This is a genomic window from Acidovorax sp. GW821-FHT10A04, assembly GCF_059415825.1.
Map to the genome: position 1 here is coordinate 337,067 of NZ_JBWKNZ010000004.1, position 15,015 is coordinate 352,081.

A 15,015-nucleotide genomic window follows, 5' to 3' on the forward strand; every position below is an offset into this window, starting at 1 on the left:
GCCTATGCCCTCACAGCAGCACGATGTCGTACTGCTCCTGCCCCATCGCGCTTTCGGACTGCAGCGAGATCGGCTTGCGGATGAAATCCGACAGCCCTGCCAGGTGCTGGCTTTCCTCGTCGAGGAACAGTTCCACCACGCGTGCCGAGGCGACCACACGGAACTCGCGCGGGTTGAACTGGCGTGCCTCGCGCAGGATCTCGCGCAGGATGTCGTAGCAGACGCTGCGCGCGGTCTTCACGCTGCCCTTGCCCTGGCAGGCCTCACAAGGCTCGCACAGCATGTGGGCCAGGGATTCGCGCGTGCGCTTGCGCGTCATCTCCACCAGGCCCAGCTGCGAGAAGCCGCCGGCCATGGTCTTGACGCGGTCGCGTGCCAGCTGCTTCTTGAACTCGGAGAGCACGGCCTCCTGGTGGCCCGCCTGCACCATGTCGATGAAGTCCACGATGATGATGCCCCCCAGGTTGCGCAGGCGCAGCTGGCGGGCGATGGCCTGGGCGGCCTCCAGGTTGGTCTTGAAGATGGTGTCGTCGAAATTGCGCGCACCCACGTAGCCGCCGGTGTTCACATCGATGGTGGTGAGCGCCTCGGTCTGGTCCACGATCAGGTAGCCGCCCGATTTCAGGTCCACGCGCCGGCCCAGGGCCTTGGCGACTTCCTCGTCGATGGAGTAGAGGTCGAAGATGGGGCGCTCGCCCTTGTAGTGCTGCAGCTTGGGCGCCGCGGCCGGCATGAATTCCTGCCCGAAGGCGCGCAGGCGCTGGAACTGCTCCAGCGAATCGAGGCGGATGGTCTGCGTGTGGTCGCCCACCAGGTCGCGCAGCACGCGCTGCAGCAGGTCCAGGTCCTGGTGCAGCAGCGACATGGGCGGCAGCTTGAGCGATGCCTCCTTGATGCGTGCCCAGGTCTTGCGCAGGTAGGCGATGTCCTCGGCCAGCTCGGCGTCGGTTGAATCCTCGCCATTGGTGCGCAGGATGAAGCCGCCGCCACCGCCCGTGGACTTGTCGCCCACCAGGGCCTGCAGGCGCGCGCGCAGCGCATCGCGCTCGGCCGAGGGGATCTTCTGCGAAACGCCGACATGGTCGTCCTGCGGCAGAAACACCAGCAGGCGTCCGGCGATGCTGATCTGCGTGGACAGGCGCGCACCCTTGGTGCCGATGGGGTCCTTGATGACCTGCACCATGAGCGACTGGCCTTCGAACACCTGCTTTTCGATGGGCACCTGCGGCTCGCCCTTGCGCGCGAAGGCCGGCGGCTCGCCGTCGGGCTGGCGCTGCCAGACGTCGGCCACGTGCAGGAAGGCCGCACGCTCCAGACCGATGTCGATGAAGGCAGACTGCATCCCGGGCAGCACGCGCGAGACCTTGCCCAGGTAGACGTTGCCCACCAGGCCACGCTCCAGCGTGCGCTCGATGTGCAGTTCCTGCACGGCGCCGTGCTCGACGATGGCGACGCGTGTCTCCTGCGGCGACCAGTTGATGAGGATGTCTTGTTGCATGGTCGTCAGCGGTTTTTGTGTTGGTTCTTCAGACGGGGAAGCCGGCAGCGCGCAGCAGCTGCGCCGTTTCGTACATGGGCAGCCCCATGATGCCCGAATAGCTGCCGCTCAGCTGGGGAATGAAGGCCGCCGCGCGGCCCTGCACGCCATAGGCACCGGCCTTGCCCAGCGGCTCGCCGGTGGCCACGTAGTCATCGACCTGTTGCGGCGTGAGCGCCGCGAAGGTCACGCGCGACACCGACAGCGCCGCCACGCGGCGCGTACCCATCTGCAGCGCCACCGCCGTGAGCACGCGGTGCGTGCGGCCCGCCAGCTCGGCCAGCATGCGCGCGGCGTGCGCGGCATCATCGGGCTTGCCGTAGATGGCGCGGCCCAGGGCCACCGTGGTGTCGGAGCACAGGATGGGCGCCTCGGGCAGGCCTCGGCGTGCGCGGCGCGCCATGGCGGCATCGAGCTTGAGGCCGGTGACACGCTGCACATAGGCCGTCGGCACCTCGCCGGGGCGCACTTCCTCGATGGCCTCAGCGTCCTCGCCCATGTCGCCGTCCACATTGGGTACCAGCAGTTCATGGCGCACACCCAGCTGGTCGAGCAACTGGCGGCGGCGGGGGCTTTGGGAGGCGAGGTAGATGAAGTCCGGCATGGTGGGATCAAGGATAACCAAGAAAGAGTGATCGATCCGGCCCCGCCTACCTCGTTTGCAGCGCAGGCGCGCAGCAAATCACGCCGGGCCGCTACTCGCGGTGGTACGGATGGCCGGCGTTCACCGACCAGGCGCGGTACAGCTGCTCGATGAGCAGCACCCGCACCATGGCGTGCGGCAGGGTCAGGTCAGACAGGCGGATGCGCTCGTGCGCCGCCTGGCGAAAGGCCGGGTCGAGCCCGTCGGGCCCGCCGATGACCAGGGCCACGTCGTCCCCGCCCAATTGCCAGCCCTTGAGCCGCTCGGCCAGGGCCTTGGTGGTGAGGTTCGTGCCACGCTCGTCGAGCGCGACCACGCGGGTACCGCGCGGGATGGCGGCCTCGATGCGTTCACGCTCAGCGGCGTACAAGGTCTCCAGGGTCTTGGAGCCGCGCGGCTCGGTCTTCACTGCCTTGAGCTCGACCTTGAGCTCGGGCGGGAAGCGCTTGGCATAGTCGTCGTAGGCGGTCTGCGCCCAATCGGGCACGCGCTGGCCCACGGCCACGATCAGCAGTTTCATGGCAATTCAGGCGCCAGGAGATTGCGGGAGACGGGCCGGAACCCGCCTCCATCGCCTCACTTGCGGCCCGGCGCCCTTTTGGCGGGGGCCTTGGCGGCTGGCCGCGCACCACCGCGCGAAGCGGGCTTGGCGGCCTCGGCATTGGCCTTGCTGCGCGGCACCGATGGTTTGACCACGATGGTCTTGATCGGGGCCTTGGTGGCAGCGGGCTTCTTGGCTGCAGGGCTGGTCTTCACGGCGGACTTGGCCGGTGCGGCCTTGGAGGCCGTGCCGGTCTTTGCGGGGGCGCGGCTCGGTGCCTTGGCAGGGGCCTTGGCTGCCGGCTTGGCCGCAGACTTGGCGGCGGGGCGGGCAGACGACTTGGCAGGTGCTGCCGCCTTCTTGGCCGCGGGGCGGGCCGAGATACCGCTCTTGGCGGCGGATTTGGCATCGGACTTCGCAGCCTTCTGCGCCGACTTCTTCTCGGCCAGCTCGGTGGCTGCCGACGATGCCGGCTTGGCCGCACCCAGCTTCATGCGCACGGGCACCTCGCCCCAGAGTTCTTCCAGACGGTAGTACTGGCGGATGGCGGGCTGCATGATGTGCGCCACGGCGGCGCCGCAGTCCACGATGATCCATTCGCCGTTGTCCTCGCCTTCGATGCGGGGCTTGGAAAACCCGGCTTCCTTCACCGCGTCGCGCACGCTGGCGGCCAGCGCCTTGGTCTGGCGGTTGGAAGTACCCGATGCCACGATGACCCGTTCAAACAGCGGCGAGAGATGCTCGGTGTTGAAGACCTGGATGTCTTGCGCCTTGACGTCTTCCAGGCCATCGACGATGGCGCGCTGGAGTTTGGTGACGTCTTTCTTGGCGGCGGTTTCCGATTTGGTGGATGTGGTCATCAGGCGGTGATTTATAAGGAATGGAATCAATATAGCGCGCAACCGGGCGTGCAGCCAGTGGGCTGGGCCTCGGGTGTTGCGCGGTGGCGCTCAGGCGGTAAAGGGTGTTGGAACCCTTCGCTGCTGGCGCCAAAAGCGCGGGCAGCTATTGAAATTATAGCTTTTTGCGAACAGCGGCCGTTTCAGACGGTATCCGCAAGCCAGTCGCGCCGCACCAGGAAGCGCTCGGCCAGCGCTGCTTCAGGCGAACCGGCGCCCTCCTGGCGCTGGTAGGACCAGGACACCAGCGGCGGCATGGACAGCAGGATGGACTCGGTGCGCCCTCCCGATTGCAGGCCGAAATGCGTGCCCCGGTCCCACACCAGGTTGAACTCGACATAGCGGCCGCGGCGGTAGAGCTGAAAGTCGCGCTCGCGCTCGCCATGGGGCATGCCCCGGCGCTTCTCGACGATGGGCAGGTAGGCGGACAGGAAGGCATCGCCCACCGACTGCGTCATGGCCAGGCTCTGCTCGAAGCCCAACTCGGAGAAGTCGTCGAAGAACACGCCACCCACGCCGCGCTGCTCATTGCGGTGCTTGAGAAAGAAGTATTCATCGCACCACTGCTTGAAGCGCGGGTATTTGTCATCGCCAAAGGGCGCGAGCGCATCGCGGCAGCTGCGGTGAAAATGCACCGCATCCTCCTCGAAGCCGTAGTACGGCGTGAGGTCCATGCCCCCGCCGAACCAGCAGGTCGGGTGCTGCCCGGGGTGGCCTGCGGCGATCATGCGCACGTTCATGTGTACCGTGGGCACATAGGGATTGCGCGGGTGGAACACCAGCGACACGCCCATGGCCTCGAACGGCGCACCCGCCAGCTCGGGCCGGTGCTGGGTGGCCGATGGCGGCAGCAGCGGCCCGCGCACATGCGAGAAACCGCAGCCTGCGCGCTCGAACACGCGGCCGCCCTCGAGGATGCGCGTCACGCCATCGCCCTGCAGGGTCTCGCCGGGCTCCTTGCGCCAGGCATCGGCCAGGAAGCGGGCCCCGCCCTCGCCTTCCACCGCCTCCAGCGCATCGGTGATGCGCAACTGCAGTCCCTGCAGGTAGCTGCGCACCCGCGCCACCGTGTCGGCGGCATTCAGAGGGAGATCCGTGGGCATCAACCCAGATCCGGCAGTCATATGCATGGGTGTGCGCTCAGAAGGTGTGAAGGGACCCGGCGTGTCCGAGCAGGCCGCCAAAACGCGTGCGATCTAGGCGCAAAGCACAGCCATAGCTCGGGCTATGGCGAGCATTTGCAACGACGAGCGCGCGTGTTTTGGCGGCATGAGCGGGCATGGCGGGTTCGTTCACACCTTCTTAGGCCTTGACGGCGCGAAAGCCGATGTCGCGGCGGTACTGGGCGCCGTCGAACTGGATGCCCCGCGCCACATCGTAGGCGCGCTGCTGCGCCTGCTTGACGCTGTCGGCCAGCACCGTCACGCACAGCACGCGGCCACCCGTCACGCTGACCACACCATCCTTGAGGGCCGTGCCCGCATGGAAGGCCACGGCATCGTCCGCATCGGCCGGCAGGCCGGTGATCACGTCGCCCTTGCGCGGGTTCTCGGGGTAGCCGTGGGCAGCCATCACCACGCCCAGCGCGGTGCGGCGGTCCCACTGCAGCTCGATCTGGTCGAGCTTGCCGTCCACGCCGGCGCCCAGCACGTCGGCCAGGTCGCTTTTCAGGCGCATCAGGATGGGCTGGGTCTCGGGGTCGCCCATGCGGCAGTTGAACTCGAGCGTCTTGGGCTGGCCCTTGGCGTCGATCATCAGGCCCGCGTACAGGAAGCCGGTGTAGGGAATGCCGTCCTTTTCCATGCCGCGGATGGTCGGCAGGATGATCTCGCGCATGGCGCGGGCATGCACGTCGGCCGTGACCACGGGCGCGGGCGAATAGGCGCCCATGCCACCGGTGTTGGGGCCTTCGTCGCCGTCCTTCAGGCGCTTGTGGTCCTGGCTGGTGGCCAGGGCCAGCACGTTCTTGCCATCGCACAGCACGATGAAGGAGGCTTCCTCGCCTTCGAGGAAGGCCTCGATCACCACCCGGGCACCGCCTTCGTTGTGGGTCACGCCGTACTTGTTGTCCACCAGCATGAAATCGACGGCATCGTGCGCCTCTTTCAGCGTCATGGCCACGACCACGCCCTTGCCGGCTGCCAGGCCGTCGGCCTTGATCACGATGGGCGCGCCCAGGCGGTCCACGAAGGCGTGGGCTGCCACCGGGTCGGTGAAGGTGTCGTAGTCCGCCGTGGGGATGCCGTGGCGGCGCATGAAGGCCTTGGAGAAGGCCTTGGAGCTTTCGAGCTGCGCGGCCGCCTGCGTGGGGCCGAACACGCGCAGGCCGTGCGCGCGGAATTCATCGACCACGCCGGCGGCCAGCGGGGCCTCGGGGCCCACGACGGCCAGGGCGATCTTCTCGGCCTGCGCCCAGATGCGCAGCTCGCGCACGTCGGTGATGGCCACGTTCTCCAGCTTGGAGTTCAAGGCCGTGCCCCCGTTGCCGGGCGCCACATACACCTTCGTGACCTTGGGAGACTGGCTCAGTTTCCAGGCCATTGCGTGTTCACGGCCGCCGCCACCAATTACAAGAACCTTCATACTGGCCTATTAGAACCTGTCTCCAGGGGGTGCAAGGCACCGTTACAGAGACAATGTTGTGAATTCAATCGTGGCAGCGTCTCAGAGCGCAGCGTTGTGGTAGATCTCCTGGGCATCGTCCAGGTCTTCCAGGATATCGAGCAATTTTTGCATCCGCACAGCGTCGTCACCCTCCAGCTCGATGGTGTTTTCGGCGCGCATGGTGACTTCGGACACCTCCGGCGCCAGGCCGGCGGCCTCCAGGGCGTTCTTCACGGCCTCGAAGTCGGCCGGTGCGGTCAGCACCTCGATGGCACCGTCCTCATCGGTCAGCACATCCTCGGCGCCGGCCTCCAGCGCCACCTCCATGACCTTGTCCTCGTCGGTACCGGGCGCGAAGATCAGCTGGCCGCAGTGCTTGAACTGGAACACCACCGAACCCTCGGTGCCCATGCTGCCGCCGTGCTTGCTGAAGGCATGGCGCACTTCGGCGACCGTGCGCACGCGGTTGTCGGTCATGGTGTCGATCATGATGGCCACGCCACCGATGCCATAGCCTTCGTAGCGGATTTCCTCGTAGGTCAGGCCTTCGGCGTTGCCCGTGGCCTTGTCGATGTTGTACTTGATGCGGTCGGCCGGCATGTTGGCCGCCTTGGCCTTGTCCACCGCCAGGCGCAGGCGGGGGTTGGCAGACAGGTCCCCGCCGCCCGCACGGGCCGCCACGGTGATTTCGCGAATGATGCGGGTCCAGATCTTGCCGCGTTTTTCATCCTGCCGCCCCTTGCGGTGCTGGATATTCGCCCATTTACTGTGTCCTGCCACGGGAAGTCCTTTGGTCTTGATTTAATCTACTGCACGCGATTTTACTTTTGCCGAACCCAGCATCCCCGAGGAAACCCGAAATGGCCGAACCACTTCTGATAGCCAAGCACGACACCACCGAATGCCACCTGCTCCCGGGGCTGGCCAACCGCCACGGGCTGATCACCGGGGCCACGGGCACCGGCAAGACGGTGACGCTGCAGACGCTGGCCGAGAATTTCTCGCGCATCGGCGTGCCGGTGGTCATGGCCGACGTCAAGGGCGACCTCACGGGCGCCAGCCAGCCCGGCAAGATCGGTGACAAGCTGGCCGCCACGCTCAAGGAGCGCGGCCTGGAGCTGCCCGCCCCGCTGGCCTGCCCGACGACGCTGTGGGACGTGTTCGGCGAGCAGGGCCACCCGGTGCGCGCCACGGTGTCGGACATGGGGCCGCTGCTGCTGGGGCGCATGCTCAACCTCAATGAGACGCAATTGGGCGTGCTCAACCTGGTGTTCAAGATCGCCGACGACAACGGCATGCTGCTGCTCGACCTCAAGGACCTGCGCGCCATGCTGCAGTATGTGGGTGACAACAGCAAGGAATTCACGACCGAGTACGGCAACGTGAGCGCCGCCAGCGTGGGCGCCATCCAGCGCGGGCTGCTGCAGATCGAGCAGCAGGGCGGCACGCAGTTCTTCGGCGAGCCCATGCTCAACATCCAGGATTTCATGCAGACGGTGGACGGCCATGGCGTAATCAACATCCTGGCGGCCGACAAGCTCATGAATTCGCCGCGCCTGTACGCGACTTTCCTCTTGTGGATGCTGTCCGAGCTGTTCGAGCAGTTGCCCGAGATCGGCGACCCCGAGCAACCCAAGCTGGTGTTCTTCTTCGACGAGGCCCACCTGTTGTTCAACGAGGCGCCCAAGGTGCTGGTCGAGCGCATCGAGCTGGTGGTGCGCTTGGTGCGCTCCAAGGGTGTGGGCGTGTATTTCGTGACGCAGAACCCGCTGGATATCCCCGACAGCGTGCTCGCCCAGCTGGGCAACCGCGTGCAGCATGCGCTGCGCGCCTTCACCCCGCGCGACCAGAAGGCCGTGAAGGCCACGGCCACGACCATGCGGCAAAAGCCGGGCCTGGATATCGAGACCGCCATCACCGAACTGGCCGTGGGCGAGGCGCTGATCAGCTTTCTCGACGCCAAGGGCCGTCCCAGCGTGACCGAGCGCGTGTTCGTGCTGCCGCCGGGCAGCCAGCTCGGGCCCATCACGCCGCAGCAGCGCCAGGCGCTGATGGCCGGCTCGCTGGTGGCGGGCGTGTACGAAAAGGTGGTGGACCGCGAATCGGCCTACGAAAAGCTCAAGGGCCGCACGGCCGATGCGGGCACCGCCCAGGCCCCTGCCGGCAAGGGCGGCGCCGTGGCGGCACCTGCCGAGGAAGGCGGCGGCCTGCTCGGTGGCCTCAACGACGTGCTCTTTGGCTCCACCGGCCCGCGCGGCGGCAAGCGCGATGGGCTGGCACAGACCATGGCCAAGTCCGCCGTGCGCACCATGGGCACCACGCTGGGCAAGGAAATCCTGCGCGGCGTGCTGGGCAGCGTCTTCGGTGGCAGGAAAAGGTAACCCCCTGAGTCGCTTCGCGCCTTCCCCCTTGAAGGGGACGCCCCCAGCGCAAGCGCTGGATACGCCGCCTGCGCGGCGGGGCGACCCTTGCGCGGGGGCACTGGCCTGGGCCACGCCAGATTCAAGCGGGTGAAACCTGGCAACGGATCGATAAAAGCCATCCCATAGCCTCGAAAAAGAGGTACAACCCCGGAAAACAGACATACAACAAAGGGGGAAACCGATGGGCAAGATCGACAGGCTGCTGGTGCGCTACGGCGGCAACGTGGTGCAACTGGCGATTGCAGTGTGGGTGCTGGCCGGCGTGGCGGCCTTCGCGGGGCTGCTGCGGCCCAACTGGCGCTGGGCCGCCTATTTGGTGTGCACGGTGGTGGTCACCGCCATCTTGGTGCAATGGACACGCACGGTGCGCGAGCGCTATATCCGCGAGGCGCGCCTGCCCGCCTACCTCAAGCGCAAGCTGCGCGAAGCCTACCCGCACCTGTCCCAGAAGGACTGCGAGCTCGTGGAGCGCGGGCTGCGCCAGTTCTTCATGGCCTGCATGCGCAGCCGCAAGCAGTTCGTGGCCATGCCGTCGAAGGCGGTGGATGCGCTGTGGCACGAATTCATCCTGCACACCCAGGCCTACAAGACCTGGTGCCACAACGCGCTGGGCTTCTTCCTGCACCACACCCCTGCCGAAGCCCTGGGTGCCAAGGCCAAGAACAACGACGGCCTGCGCCGCGCCTGGTTCTGGGCCTGCAAGGACGAGGCCATCAACCCCAAGGCCCCGAGCCGGCTGCCCCTGCTGTTTGCGCTGGACGCCAAGATGGCGATCGCCGGCGGCTTCACCTACGTGGCCGACTGCAGCAGCATCTTGGCCAAGAACGCTGCGGGCGGCGATGCCAGCGGCACCTACTGCGGCACCAGTTTTGCCGACGGCAGCCACAGCGGCAGCTCGAGTGACTTCGGCGGGGCCGACCACTCCAGCAGCAGTAGCAGCAGTGACAGTTCCAGCGATGGCGGGAGCGATGGGGGCAGTTGCGGGGGCGGGGGTTGCGGTGGTGGCGGGGGCGACTGAAGGCCCGCTGGTTCTGACCGGCAACTGACGAGAAGTGCGGCCCCAATAGCCGTTTGGGACCACGGCAATAACCACACCCCTACAATGGACAGCTTCTGAACTTCAAGGGGACCGTGTGTCCCCTGTCTATGGAAATCGCAATACTGTTCGCCCTCATCCTTTTGAACGGGCTGTTCGCCATGTCAGAGATCGCTCTGGTCACTGCACGCAGGGCACGGCTGCAAAAGCTGATTGATGAGGGCGATAGCGGCGCCGCCGCCGCCGTGAAGCTGGGCGAAGACCCCACCCGCTTTCTCTCCACCATCCAGATCGGCATCACGTCGATCGGCGTGCTCAACGGTATCGTGGGCGAAGCCGCCCTGGCAGCCCCCCTGGCCGCCTGGCTGGCGGCGCTGGGCGTGCCCGCCCCCTATGGTGGCTATGCCGCCACGGGCCTGGTGGTGGTGCTGATCACCTACTTCTCCATCGTCGTGGGCGAACTCGTGCCCAAGCGCATCGGCCAGTCGCACCCCGAAACCTTTGCACGCCTGGTCTCGCGCCCCATCAATTTCCTGGCGGTGGCGACCAAGCCCTTCGTCATCCTGCTGTCCACCTCCACGCGCACGCTGCTGCGCCTGTTGGGCGTGAAGGAGACCAGCGGCAGCCCGGTGACCGAGGAAGAGATCCACGCCATGCTGGTCGAAGGCACGACCGCCGGCGTGATCGAATCGCACGAGCACACCATGGTGCGCAACGTGTTCCGCCTGGACGACCGCCAGATCGGCTCGCTGATGGTGCCGCGCGGCGACGTGGTCTGCCTGGACCTGGACCTCACGTTCGAGGAGAACCTCAAGCGCATCGAGGAATCGGACCACGCCCGCTTCCCGGTGGTGCGCGGCGGCATGGACAACATCCGCGGTGTGCTCAACGCGCGCCAGTGGCTCTCGCGCACCATCCGCGACAAGGCGCACAGCCTCTCCGACCAGCCGCTGCAGACGGCGCTGTACGTGCCCGAGACCATCACCGGCATGGAGCTGCTCGACAACTTCCGCCTGTCGGACGTGCACATGGCCTTCGTGATCGACGAGTACGGCGAGGTGCAGGGCATTGTCACGCTGCAGGATCTGATCGAGGCGATCACCGGCGAATTCCAGCCACGCGACCCCGAGACCTCGTGGGCGCTGCAGCGCGAGGACGGCAGCTGGCTGCTGGACGGCCACATCCCCGTGCCCGAACTCAAGGACCGGCTGAACCTGGACGCCGTGCCCGAGGAAGAGCGCGGACGCTACCACACCCTGAGCGGCATGATCATGCTGCTGACCGGCCGCCTGCCCAAGGTGACCGACACCGTGGAATGGGAAGGCTGGAAGCTCGAGGTGGTGGACATGGACGGCAAGACCATCGACAAGATCCTGGCCAGCCGCCTGCCCGTGCCCGAGATTGCCGACGCCACGGAAACCACCGACGGCTGAGCCCCCGCCCTGCCCCACCTGCCACGGGGCGGGCTCGGGCAAAACCCGCGCATAGTCACCCACGCGACGATGGCGGCGCGGGCGTGCGGCCTACAGTGTTCGCCCATGAACACTGCTCCCACCCTCACCTGCTTTTCCCTGACCACCACCGGCCATGTGGCCCACCTGGTGATGAACCGGCCCGAGGCCATGAACACCATGCACCCGACGTTCTGGCGCGAGCTGGATGCGGTGCTGGTGCACCTGCACCAGGCGGGCGCGGCGCGGGCCCTGGTCATCAGCAGCACCGGCAAGCACTTCAGCGCGGGCATGGCGCTGGAGACCTTCGGCGGTGCCATCACCATGGACGACCAGAGCCCCGAGGGGCGCGCCGCCATCTTCGACCTGCTGACCGACATGCAGCGCACCTTCACCCGGCTGGAGGAGCTGCGCATTCCGGTGATCATGGCCATCCACGGCGGCTGCATCGGCGGTGCAGTGGACATGGTGACGGCGGCCTGCATCCGCTACGCCACGGCCGACGCCTTCTTCTGCATCCAGGAAATCAACATCGGCATGGTGGCCGACGTGGGCACCCTGCAGCGCCTGCCCAAGCTGGTGCCGCTGGGCGTGGTCAAGGAGCTGGCCTACACCGGCCGGCGCATGCCCGCCCAGAAAGCGCTGGGTTACGGCCTGGTCAACGAGGTCTTCGACACGCAGGAGGCGATGGTGGCCGCAGCCCTGCAGTGCGCTCAGGAGATCGCCAGCAAGCCGCCGGTGGCCATCTGGGGCACCAAGCAGGCCGTGAACTATGCGCGCGACCACTCGGTGGAAGACAGCCTGCGCCAGATGGGCTGGCTGCAGGGCGCGATCTGGAGCAACCGCCACGTGCAGGAGTCGGTCACAGCGATGAAGCAAAAGCGCGCGGGGGACTTCCCTGCCCTCACCCCGCTGCAGCGTTTCTCGGAGCTGGGCTAACCCCGGTCGCTGCGCGCCATGTGGTGCTCCAGCCGGCGCAGCAGGGTGGTCAGGGCCAGCGTCATGCACCAGTAGGCCAGCGAGATGGCCAGGTACGGCTCCCAGTAGCGCGCATAGGCGCCCGCCACGGTGCGCGCGGCGTAGGCCATCTCGGCCAGGCCGATGGCCGAGACCAGCGAGGTGTCCTTGAGCAGCGCGATCATGTTGTTGCCCAGCGGTGGCAGCATGCGCCTGAAGGCCTGGGGCAGCACCACGTAGCGCAGCACCTGCATGGGGGTGAGGCCCAGCGAGCGCCCGGCGTCGGACTGGCCGCGCGAGATCGACTGGATGCCCGCGCGGAACACCTCCGAGATGTACGCGGCAGAGTTCAGCGTGAGCGCCGCGATGCCCGAGATCAGCGCGCCATGCTCCTGCTTGAGCGTGCGCGCCAGGTCGCCGTCCACCAGCAGGCCCGATACCGGGTGGATGAACAGCGGCATCACCGCGAAGTGCATGAGCAAAATCTGCACGAACAGCGGCGTGCCGCGGAAAAAGCTCACGTACACCGTGGACGGCCAGCGCAGCAGAAAGCGGCACACCCAGTTCCACGGCGCATGGCGCGCCTGCGCCAGCCGCGCCAGGGCCAGCACCAGGCCCCAGGTGCCGCCCATCAGCACGCAGACCACCGTCATGCACAGGGTCATCCACGCGCCCTTGAAGAACAGCTCGCGGTACTCCACCAGGATGTCTGGCCGGAACCAGCCAAACCACAATTCGGGTTGTTCCATGTGTCGTCTCCCCTCTTTCACGGCCGCACACGCGGCCACCCTTCAGAAAACAAAAAAGCGGCCGCTGGCGGCCGCTGCAAGTGACTCAAGCCAGAACCGGCCTCAGCGGGCCTTGTACTCTTTTGCGAACCACTTCTTGTAGATCTCGCCATAGCTGCCGTCGGCACGCACCGCAGCCAGGCCGGCGTTCAGCTTGTCCTGCAGGGCCTTGTCGCCCTTCTTGACAACGATGCCGAAACCTTCTTCGGGGAAGGAAGGGTCTTCCACCGTCTTGAGCGCTGCATTCTGGCTCACGCGGTAGGCGATCACGCCGTTGTCGCCGATGGCGGCATCCACGCCGCCGCCGGCCAGCTCGGAGATGATGAGCGGCGTGCTCTCGAAGCGGCGGATGTTGGCACTGGTCTTGCCGAATTCGCGCGAGGCCACGTCGTCGGCCGTGGAGGCGTTCACCACGGCGATCTTCTTGCCCGCCAGGTCCTTGAGCGAGGCCACGGTGCTGTTCTTGGGCACGGCGATGAGCTGGTGGGCCGCAAAGTACGGGGCCGAGAAGTCGTAGCTCTGGCGGCGCTTGTCGTTGATGGTCACGCCCGAGATCACCAGGTCCACGTCGCCATTGTTCAGTGCCGCGAAGATACCGCTCCAGGGCGTGTTCACGACCTTGATCTTGAGGTTCTGGTGCTTGGCGATGGCGTTGATGATGTCGATGTCGAAGCCGACGATCTGCTTGTCCTTGTTCTCGAACGCGAACGGTGCATAGGTCGCGCTGGAGGCCACGGTGAGCTCGCGGGCCTGCGCGTGGGCAGCCAGGGAGACACCGAACGAGGCGGCCAGGCCGAGGCCCAGGGTGGCAATGCGGCGGGAAATGGACATGGTGGGCTCTTGGGGAAAGTCGGGAAAAAGGGCAGTATATCCATGCCCCAGGGGCACAGGCATCAATATTCATAGCGGTGCACGCCCTGTTTTTGGGCCTTGCGCGCCCCCTGTGGCCAATAGTCAGGCAGTTTTATGATGGGTGGAATAGTTGAGCCCATTCATCCCTGAAAGATTCCACTATGAGCAACGCCAGCCTTGCCCCGCCCACCTACGCGGATGTTGTTTCTGCCGCACAGCGGCTCGCTGGCGTGGCCCACCGCACGCACGTGCTGCGCTCGAACATGGCCGACGCGCTGCTGGGCACCCAGGTGTTCTTCAAGTGCGAAAACCAGCAGCGCACGGGTTCGTTCAAGTTCCGCGGGGCCTACAACACCCTCTCGCAGTTCAGCGACGAACAGCGCGAACGCGGCGTGCTGGCCTTCTCGGCCGGCAACCATGCGCAGGCGATCGCGCTGTCGGCCCGGCTGCTGGACATGCCGGCCCTGATCGTGATGCCCGAGGACGCGCCAACGACCAAGATGGCCGCCACGCGCGAGTACGGCGCCCAGGTCGTCACCTACGACCGCTACACCGAGGACCGCGAGGCCATCAGCCAGAGGCTGGCCCAGGAGCGCGGCATGACACTGGTGCCGCCCTTCGACCACCCCCACGTGATCGCCGGCGAGGGCACGGCCGCCAAGGAATTCCTGGAGGAGGTACCCGACCTGGACTACCTCTTCGTCTGCGTGGGCGGCGGCGGCCTGCTCGCCGGCAGCCTGCTGGCCGCCGAGGCCCTGGCGCCGAGCTGCCGCGTGGTCGGCGTGGAGCCCGAGGCCGGCAACGACGGCCAGCAATCGCTGCGCAGCGGACAGCTGGTGCAGATCCCCACGCCGCACACCATTGCCGACGGCGCACAGGCCCGATCGCTCGGGCAGATCCCCTTCCCCATTATCCAGCGCCTGGCGGAAGACATCGTCACCGCCACCGACGAGCAACTGGTCGAGGCCATGCGCTTCTTTGCCGAGCGCATGAAGCTGGTGGTGGAACCCACGGGCGCCCTGGCCTTTGCCGGTGCACGCCACGGCAGCGTGGACGTGCACGGCGCAAAGGTCGGCATCCTCATCAGCGGGGGCAACGTGGACATGGCAAGGTACGCGCGCTTTCTGGCGGATTGACTCCCCCCGAAGCGACTGCGTCGCCTCCCCCTCAGGTGGCGCCTCCAGTGGCCCGGCAAAGCCGGCTCCACGGGGTCTCTGGCATGTGGCCTTGCCAGTTTCCACGCCCGCAGGCTCAAAGGGACGTCAAAATACCGTCACCGCCATT

Annotated in this window: 14 protein-coding genes; 5 read left to right on the forward strand and 9 right to left on the reverse strand. The window is 66.7% G+C overall.

Translation table 11 applies throughout. From position 1 onward, the window contains the following. Positions 1-10: 10 nt before the first annotated feature. The 7 genes from rng to AC07PF_RS11795 form a co-directional block, all read right to left on the reverse strand. Entirely contained in the window at positions 11-1,498 is a 1,488-nt protein-coding gene (gene rng / locus AC07PF_RS11765) for a ribonuclease G (RefSeq protein ID WP_007858779.1), read from the reverse strand. Positions 1,499-1,526: 28 nt separating this feature from the next. Next, positions 1,527-2,141 carry a Maf family protein gene (locus AC07PF_RS11770; RefSeq protein WP_007858781.1) on the reverse strand — a complete coding sequence of 205 codons (615 nt, stop codon included), beginning with the start codon at positions 2,139-2,141 and terminating at the stop codon, positions 1,527-1,529. Positions 2,142-2,232: 91 nt separating this feature from the next. Continuing rightward, entirely contained in the window at positions 2,233-2,700 is a 468-nt protein-coding gene (gene rlmH, locus AC07PF_RS11775; protein ID WP_007858784.1) for a 23S rRNA (pseudouridine(1915)-N(3))-methyltransferase RlmH, read from the reverse strand. A gap of 56 nt (positions 2,701-2,756) precedes the next feature. Then, complete coding sequence (rsfS, locus tag AC07PF_RS11780) at positions 2,757-3,581, reverse strand: ribosome silencing factor (RefSeq protein WP_494611953.1); 825 nt, start codon at positions 3,579-3,581, stop codon at positions 2,757-2,759. A gap of 182 nt (positions 3,582-3,763) precedes the next feature. Then, a complete protein-coding gene (hemF, locus tag AC07PF_RS11785) occupies positions 3,764-4,723 on the reverse strand; it encodes an oxygen-dependent coproporphyrinogen oxidase (RefSeq protein ID WP_494611954.1) in 960 nt (319 codons plus the stop codon). Between the two features lie 199 nt (positions 4,724-4,922). Further along, complete coding sequence (gene purD, locus AC07PF_RS11790; RefSeq protein WP_035205688.1) at positions 4,923-6,203, reverse strand: phosphoribosylamine--glycine ligase; 1,281 nt, start codon at positions 6,201-6,203, stop codon at positions 4,923-4,925. An 81-nt stretch (positions 6,204-6,284) separates the two neighbouring features. Continuing rightward, positions 6,285-7,004, reverse strand: a complete 720-nt coding sequence (locus tag AC07PF_RS11795; protein ID WP_007858792.1) for a YebC/PmpR family DNA-binding transcriptional regulator — start codon at positions 7,002-7,004, stop codon at positions 6,285-6,287. An 80-nt stretch (positions 7,005-7,084) separates the two neighbouring features. Here AC07PF_RS11795 and AC07PF_RS11800 point away from each other — a divergent pair, with 80 nt between their 5' ends. The 4 genes from AC07PF_RS11800 to AC07PF_RS11815 all read left to right on the forward strand — a co-directional run bounded on the left by AC07PF_RS11800 (position 7,085) and on the right by AC07PF_RS11815 (position 12,073). Continuing rightward, positions 7,085-8,605, forward strand: coding sequence for a helicase HerA-like C-terminal domain-containing protein (locus AC07PF_RS11800; RefSeq protein WP_494611955.1), 1,521 nt, complete (start codon positions 7,085-7,087; stop codon positions 8,603-8,605). 223 nt (positions 8,606-8,828) lie between these two features. Next, a complete protein-coding gene (locus tag AC07PF_RS11805; protein ID WP_494611956.1) occupies positions 8,829-9,665 on the forward strand; it encodes a glycine-rich domain-containing protein in 837 nt (278 codons plus the stop codon). Positions 9,666-9,793: 128 nt separating this feature from the next. Continuing rightward, complete coding sequence (locus AC07PF_RS11810) at positions 9,794-11,116, forward strand: hemolysin family protein (protein WP_007858800.1); 1,323 nt, start codon at positions 9,794-9,796, stop codon at positions 11,114-11,116. Positions 11,117-11,221: 105 nt separating this feature from the next. Continuing rightward, positions 11,222-12,073 (forward strand): enoyl-CoA hydratase-related protein, encoded by an 852-nt coding sequence (locus AC07PF_RS11815; protein ID WP_494611957.1) that lies wholly within the window; start codon positions 11,222-11,224, stop codon positions 12,071-12,073. Here AC07PF_RS11815 and AC07PF_RS11820 read toward each other — a convergent pair. Together AC07PF_RS11820 and AC07PF_RS11825 are read right to left on the reverse strand one after the other, a co-directional pair. Next, a complete protein-coding gene (locus AC07PF_RS11820; RefSeq protein WP_494611958.1) occupies positions 12,070-12,840 on the reverse strand; it encodes an amino acid ABC transporter permease in 771 nt (256 codons plus the stop codon). The genes AC07PF_RS11815 and AC07PF_RS11820 overlap by 4 nt on opposite strands. A 102-nt stretch (positions 12,841-12,942) precedes the next feature. Beyond that, positions 12,943-13,710, reverse strand: coding sequence for a basic amino acid ABC transporter substrate-binding protein (locus AC07PF_RS11825; protein WP_007858814.1), 768 nt, complete (start codon positions 13,708-13,710; stop codon positions 12,943-12,945). Positions 13,711-13,892: 182 nt separating this feature from the next. Between AC07PF_RS11825 and AC07PF_RS11830 the strand changes: the two genes are divergently transcribed. Beyond that, the gene (locus tag AC07PF_RS11830; RefSeq protein ID WP_145696498.1) at positions 13,893-14,867 is read left to right on the forward strand and encodes a threo-3-hydroxy-L-aspartate ammonia-lyase; all 975 of its coding nucleotides are present in this window, start codon (positions 13,893-13,895) and stop codon (positions 14,865-14,867) included. Positions 14,868-15,015: the final 148 nt, after the last annotated feature.

Bases quoted from the DNA above. Each gene is read 5' to 3' on its own strand.
- rng (WP_007858779.1), bottom strand. From the start codon at position 1,498: ATGCAACAAGACATCCTCATCAACTGGTCGCCGCAGGAGACACGCGTC.
- AC07PF_RS11770 (WP_007858781.1), bottom strand. From the start codon at position 2,141: ATGCCGGACTTCATCTACCTCGCCTCCCAAAGCCCCCGCCGCCGCCAG.
- rlmH (WP_007858784.1), bottom strand. From the start codon at position 2,700: ATGAAACTGCTGATCGTGGCCGTGGGCCAGCGCGTGCCCGATTGGGCG.
- rsfS (WP_494611953.1), bottom strand. From the start codon at position 3,581: ATGACCACATCCACCAAATCGGAAACCGCCGCCAAGAAAGACGTCACC.
- hemF (WP_494611954.1), bottom strand. From the start codon at position 4,723: ATGCCCACGGATCTCCCTCTGAATGCCGCCGACACGGTGGCGCGGGTG.
- purD (WP_035205688.1), bottom strand. From the start codon at position 6,203: ATGAAGGTTCTTGTAATTGGTGGCGGCGGCCGTGAACACGCAATGGCC.
- AC07PF_RS11800 (WP_494611955.1), top strand. From the start codon at position 7,085: ATGGCCGAACCACTTCTGATAGCCAAGCACGACACCACCGAATGCCAC.
- AC07PF_RS11805 (WP_494611956.1), top strand. From the start codon at position 8,829: ATGGGCAAGATCGACAGGCTGCTGGTGCGCTACGGCGGCAACGTGGTG.
- AC07PF_RS11810 (WP_007858800.1), top strand. From the start codon at position 9,794: ATGGAAATCGCAATACTGTTCGCCCTCATCCTTTTGAACGGGCTGTTC.
- AC07PF_RS11815 (WP_494611957.1), top strand. From the start codon at position 11,222: ATGAACACTGCTCCCACCCTCACCTGCTTTTCCCTGACCACCACCGGC.
- AC07PF_RS11820 (WP_494611958.1), bottom strand. From the start codon at position 12,840: ATGGAACAACCCGAATTGTGGTTTGGCTGGTTCCGGCCAGACATCCTG.
- AC07PF_RS11825 (WP_007858814.1), bottom strand. From the start codon at position 13,710: ATGTCCATTTCCCGCCGCATTGCCACCCTGGGCCTCGGCCTGGCCGCC.
- AC07PF_RS11830 (WP_145696498.1), top strand. From the start codon at position 13,893: ATGAGCAACGCCAGCCTTGCCCCGCCCACCTACGCGGATGTTGTTTCT.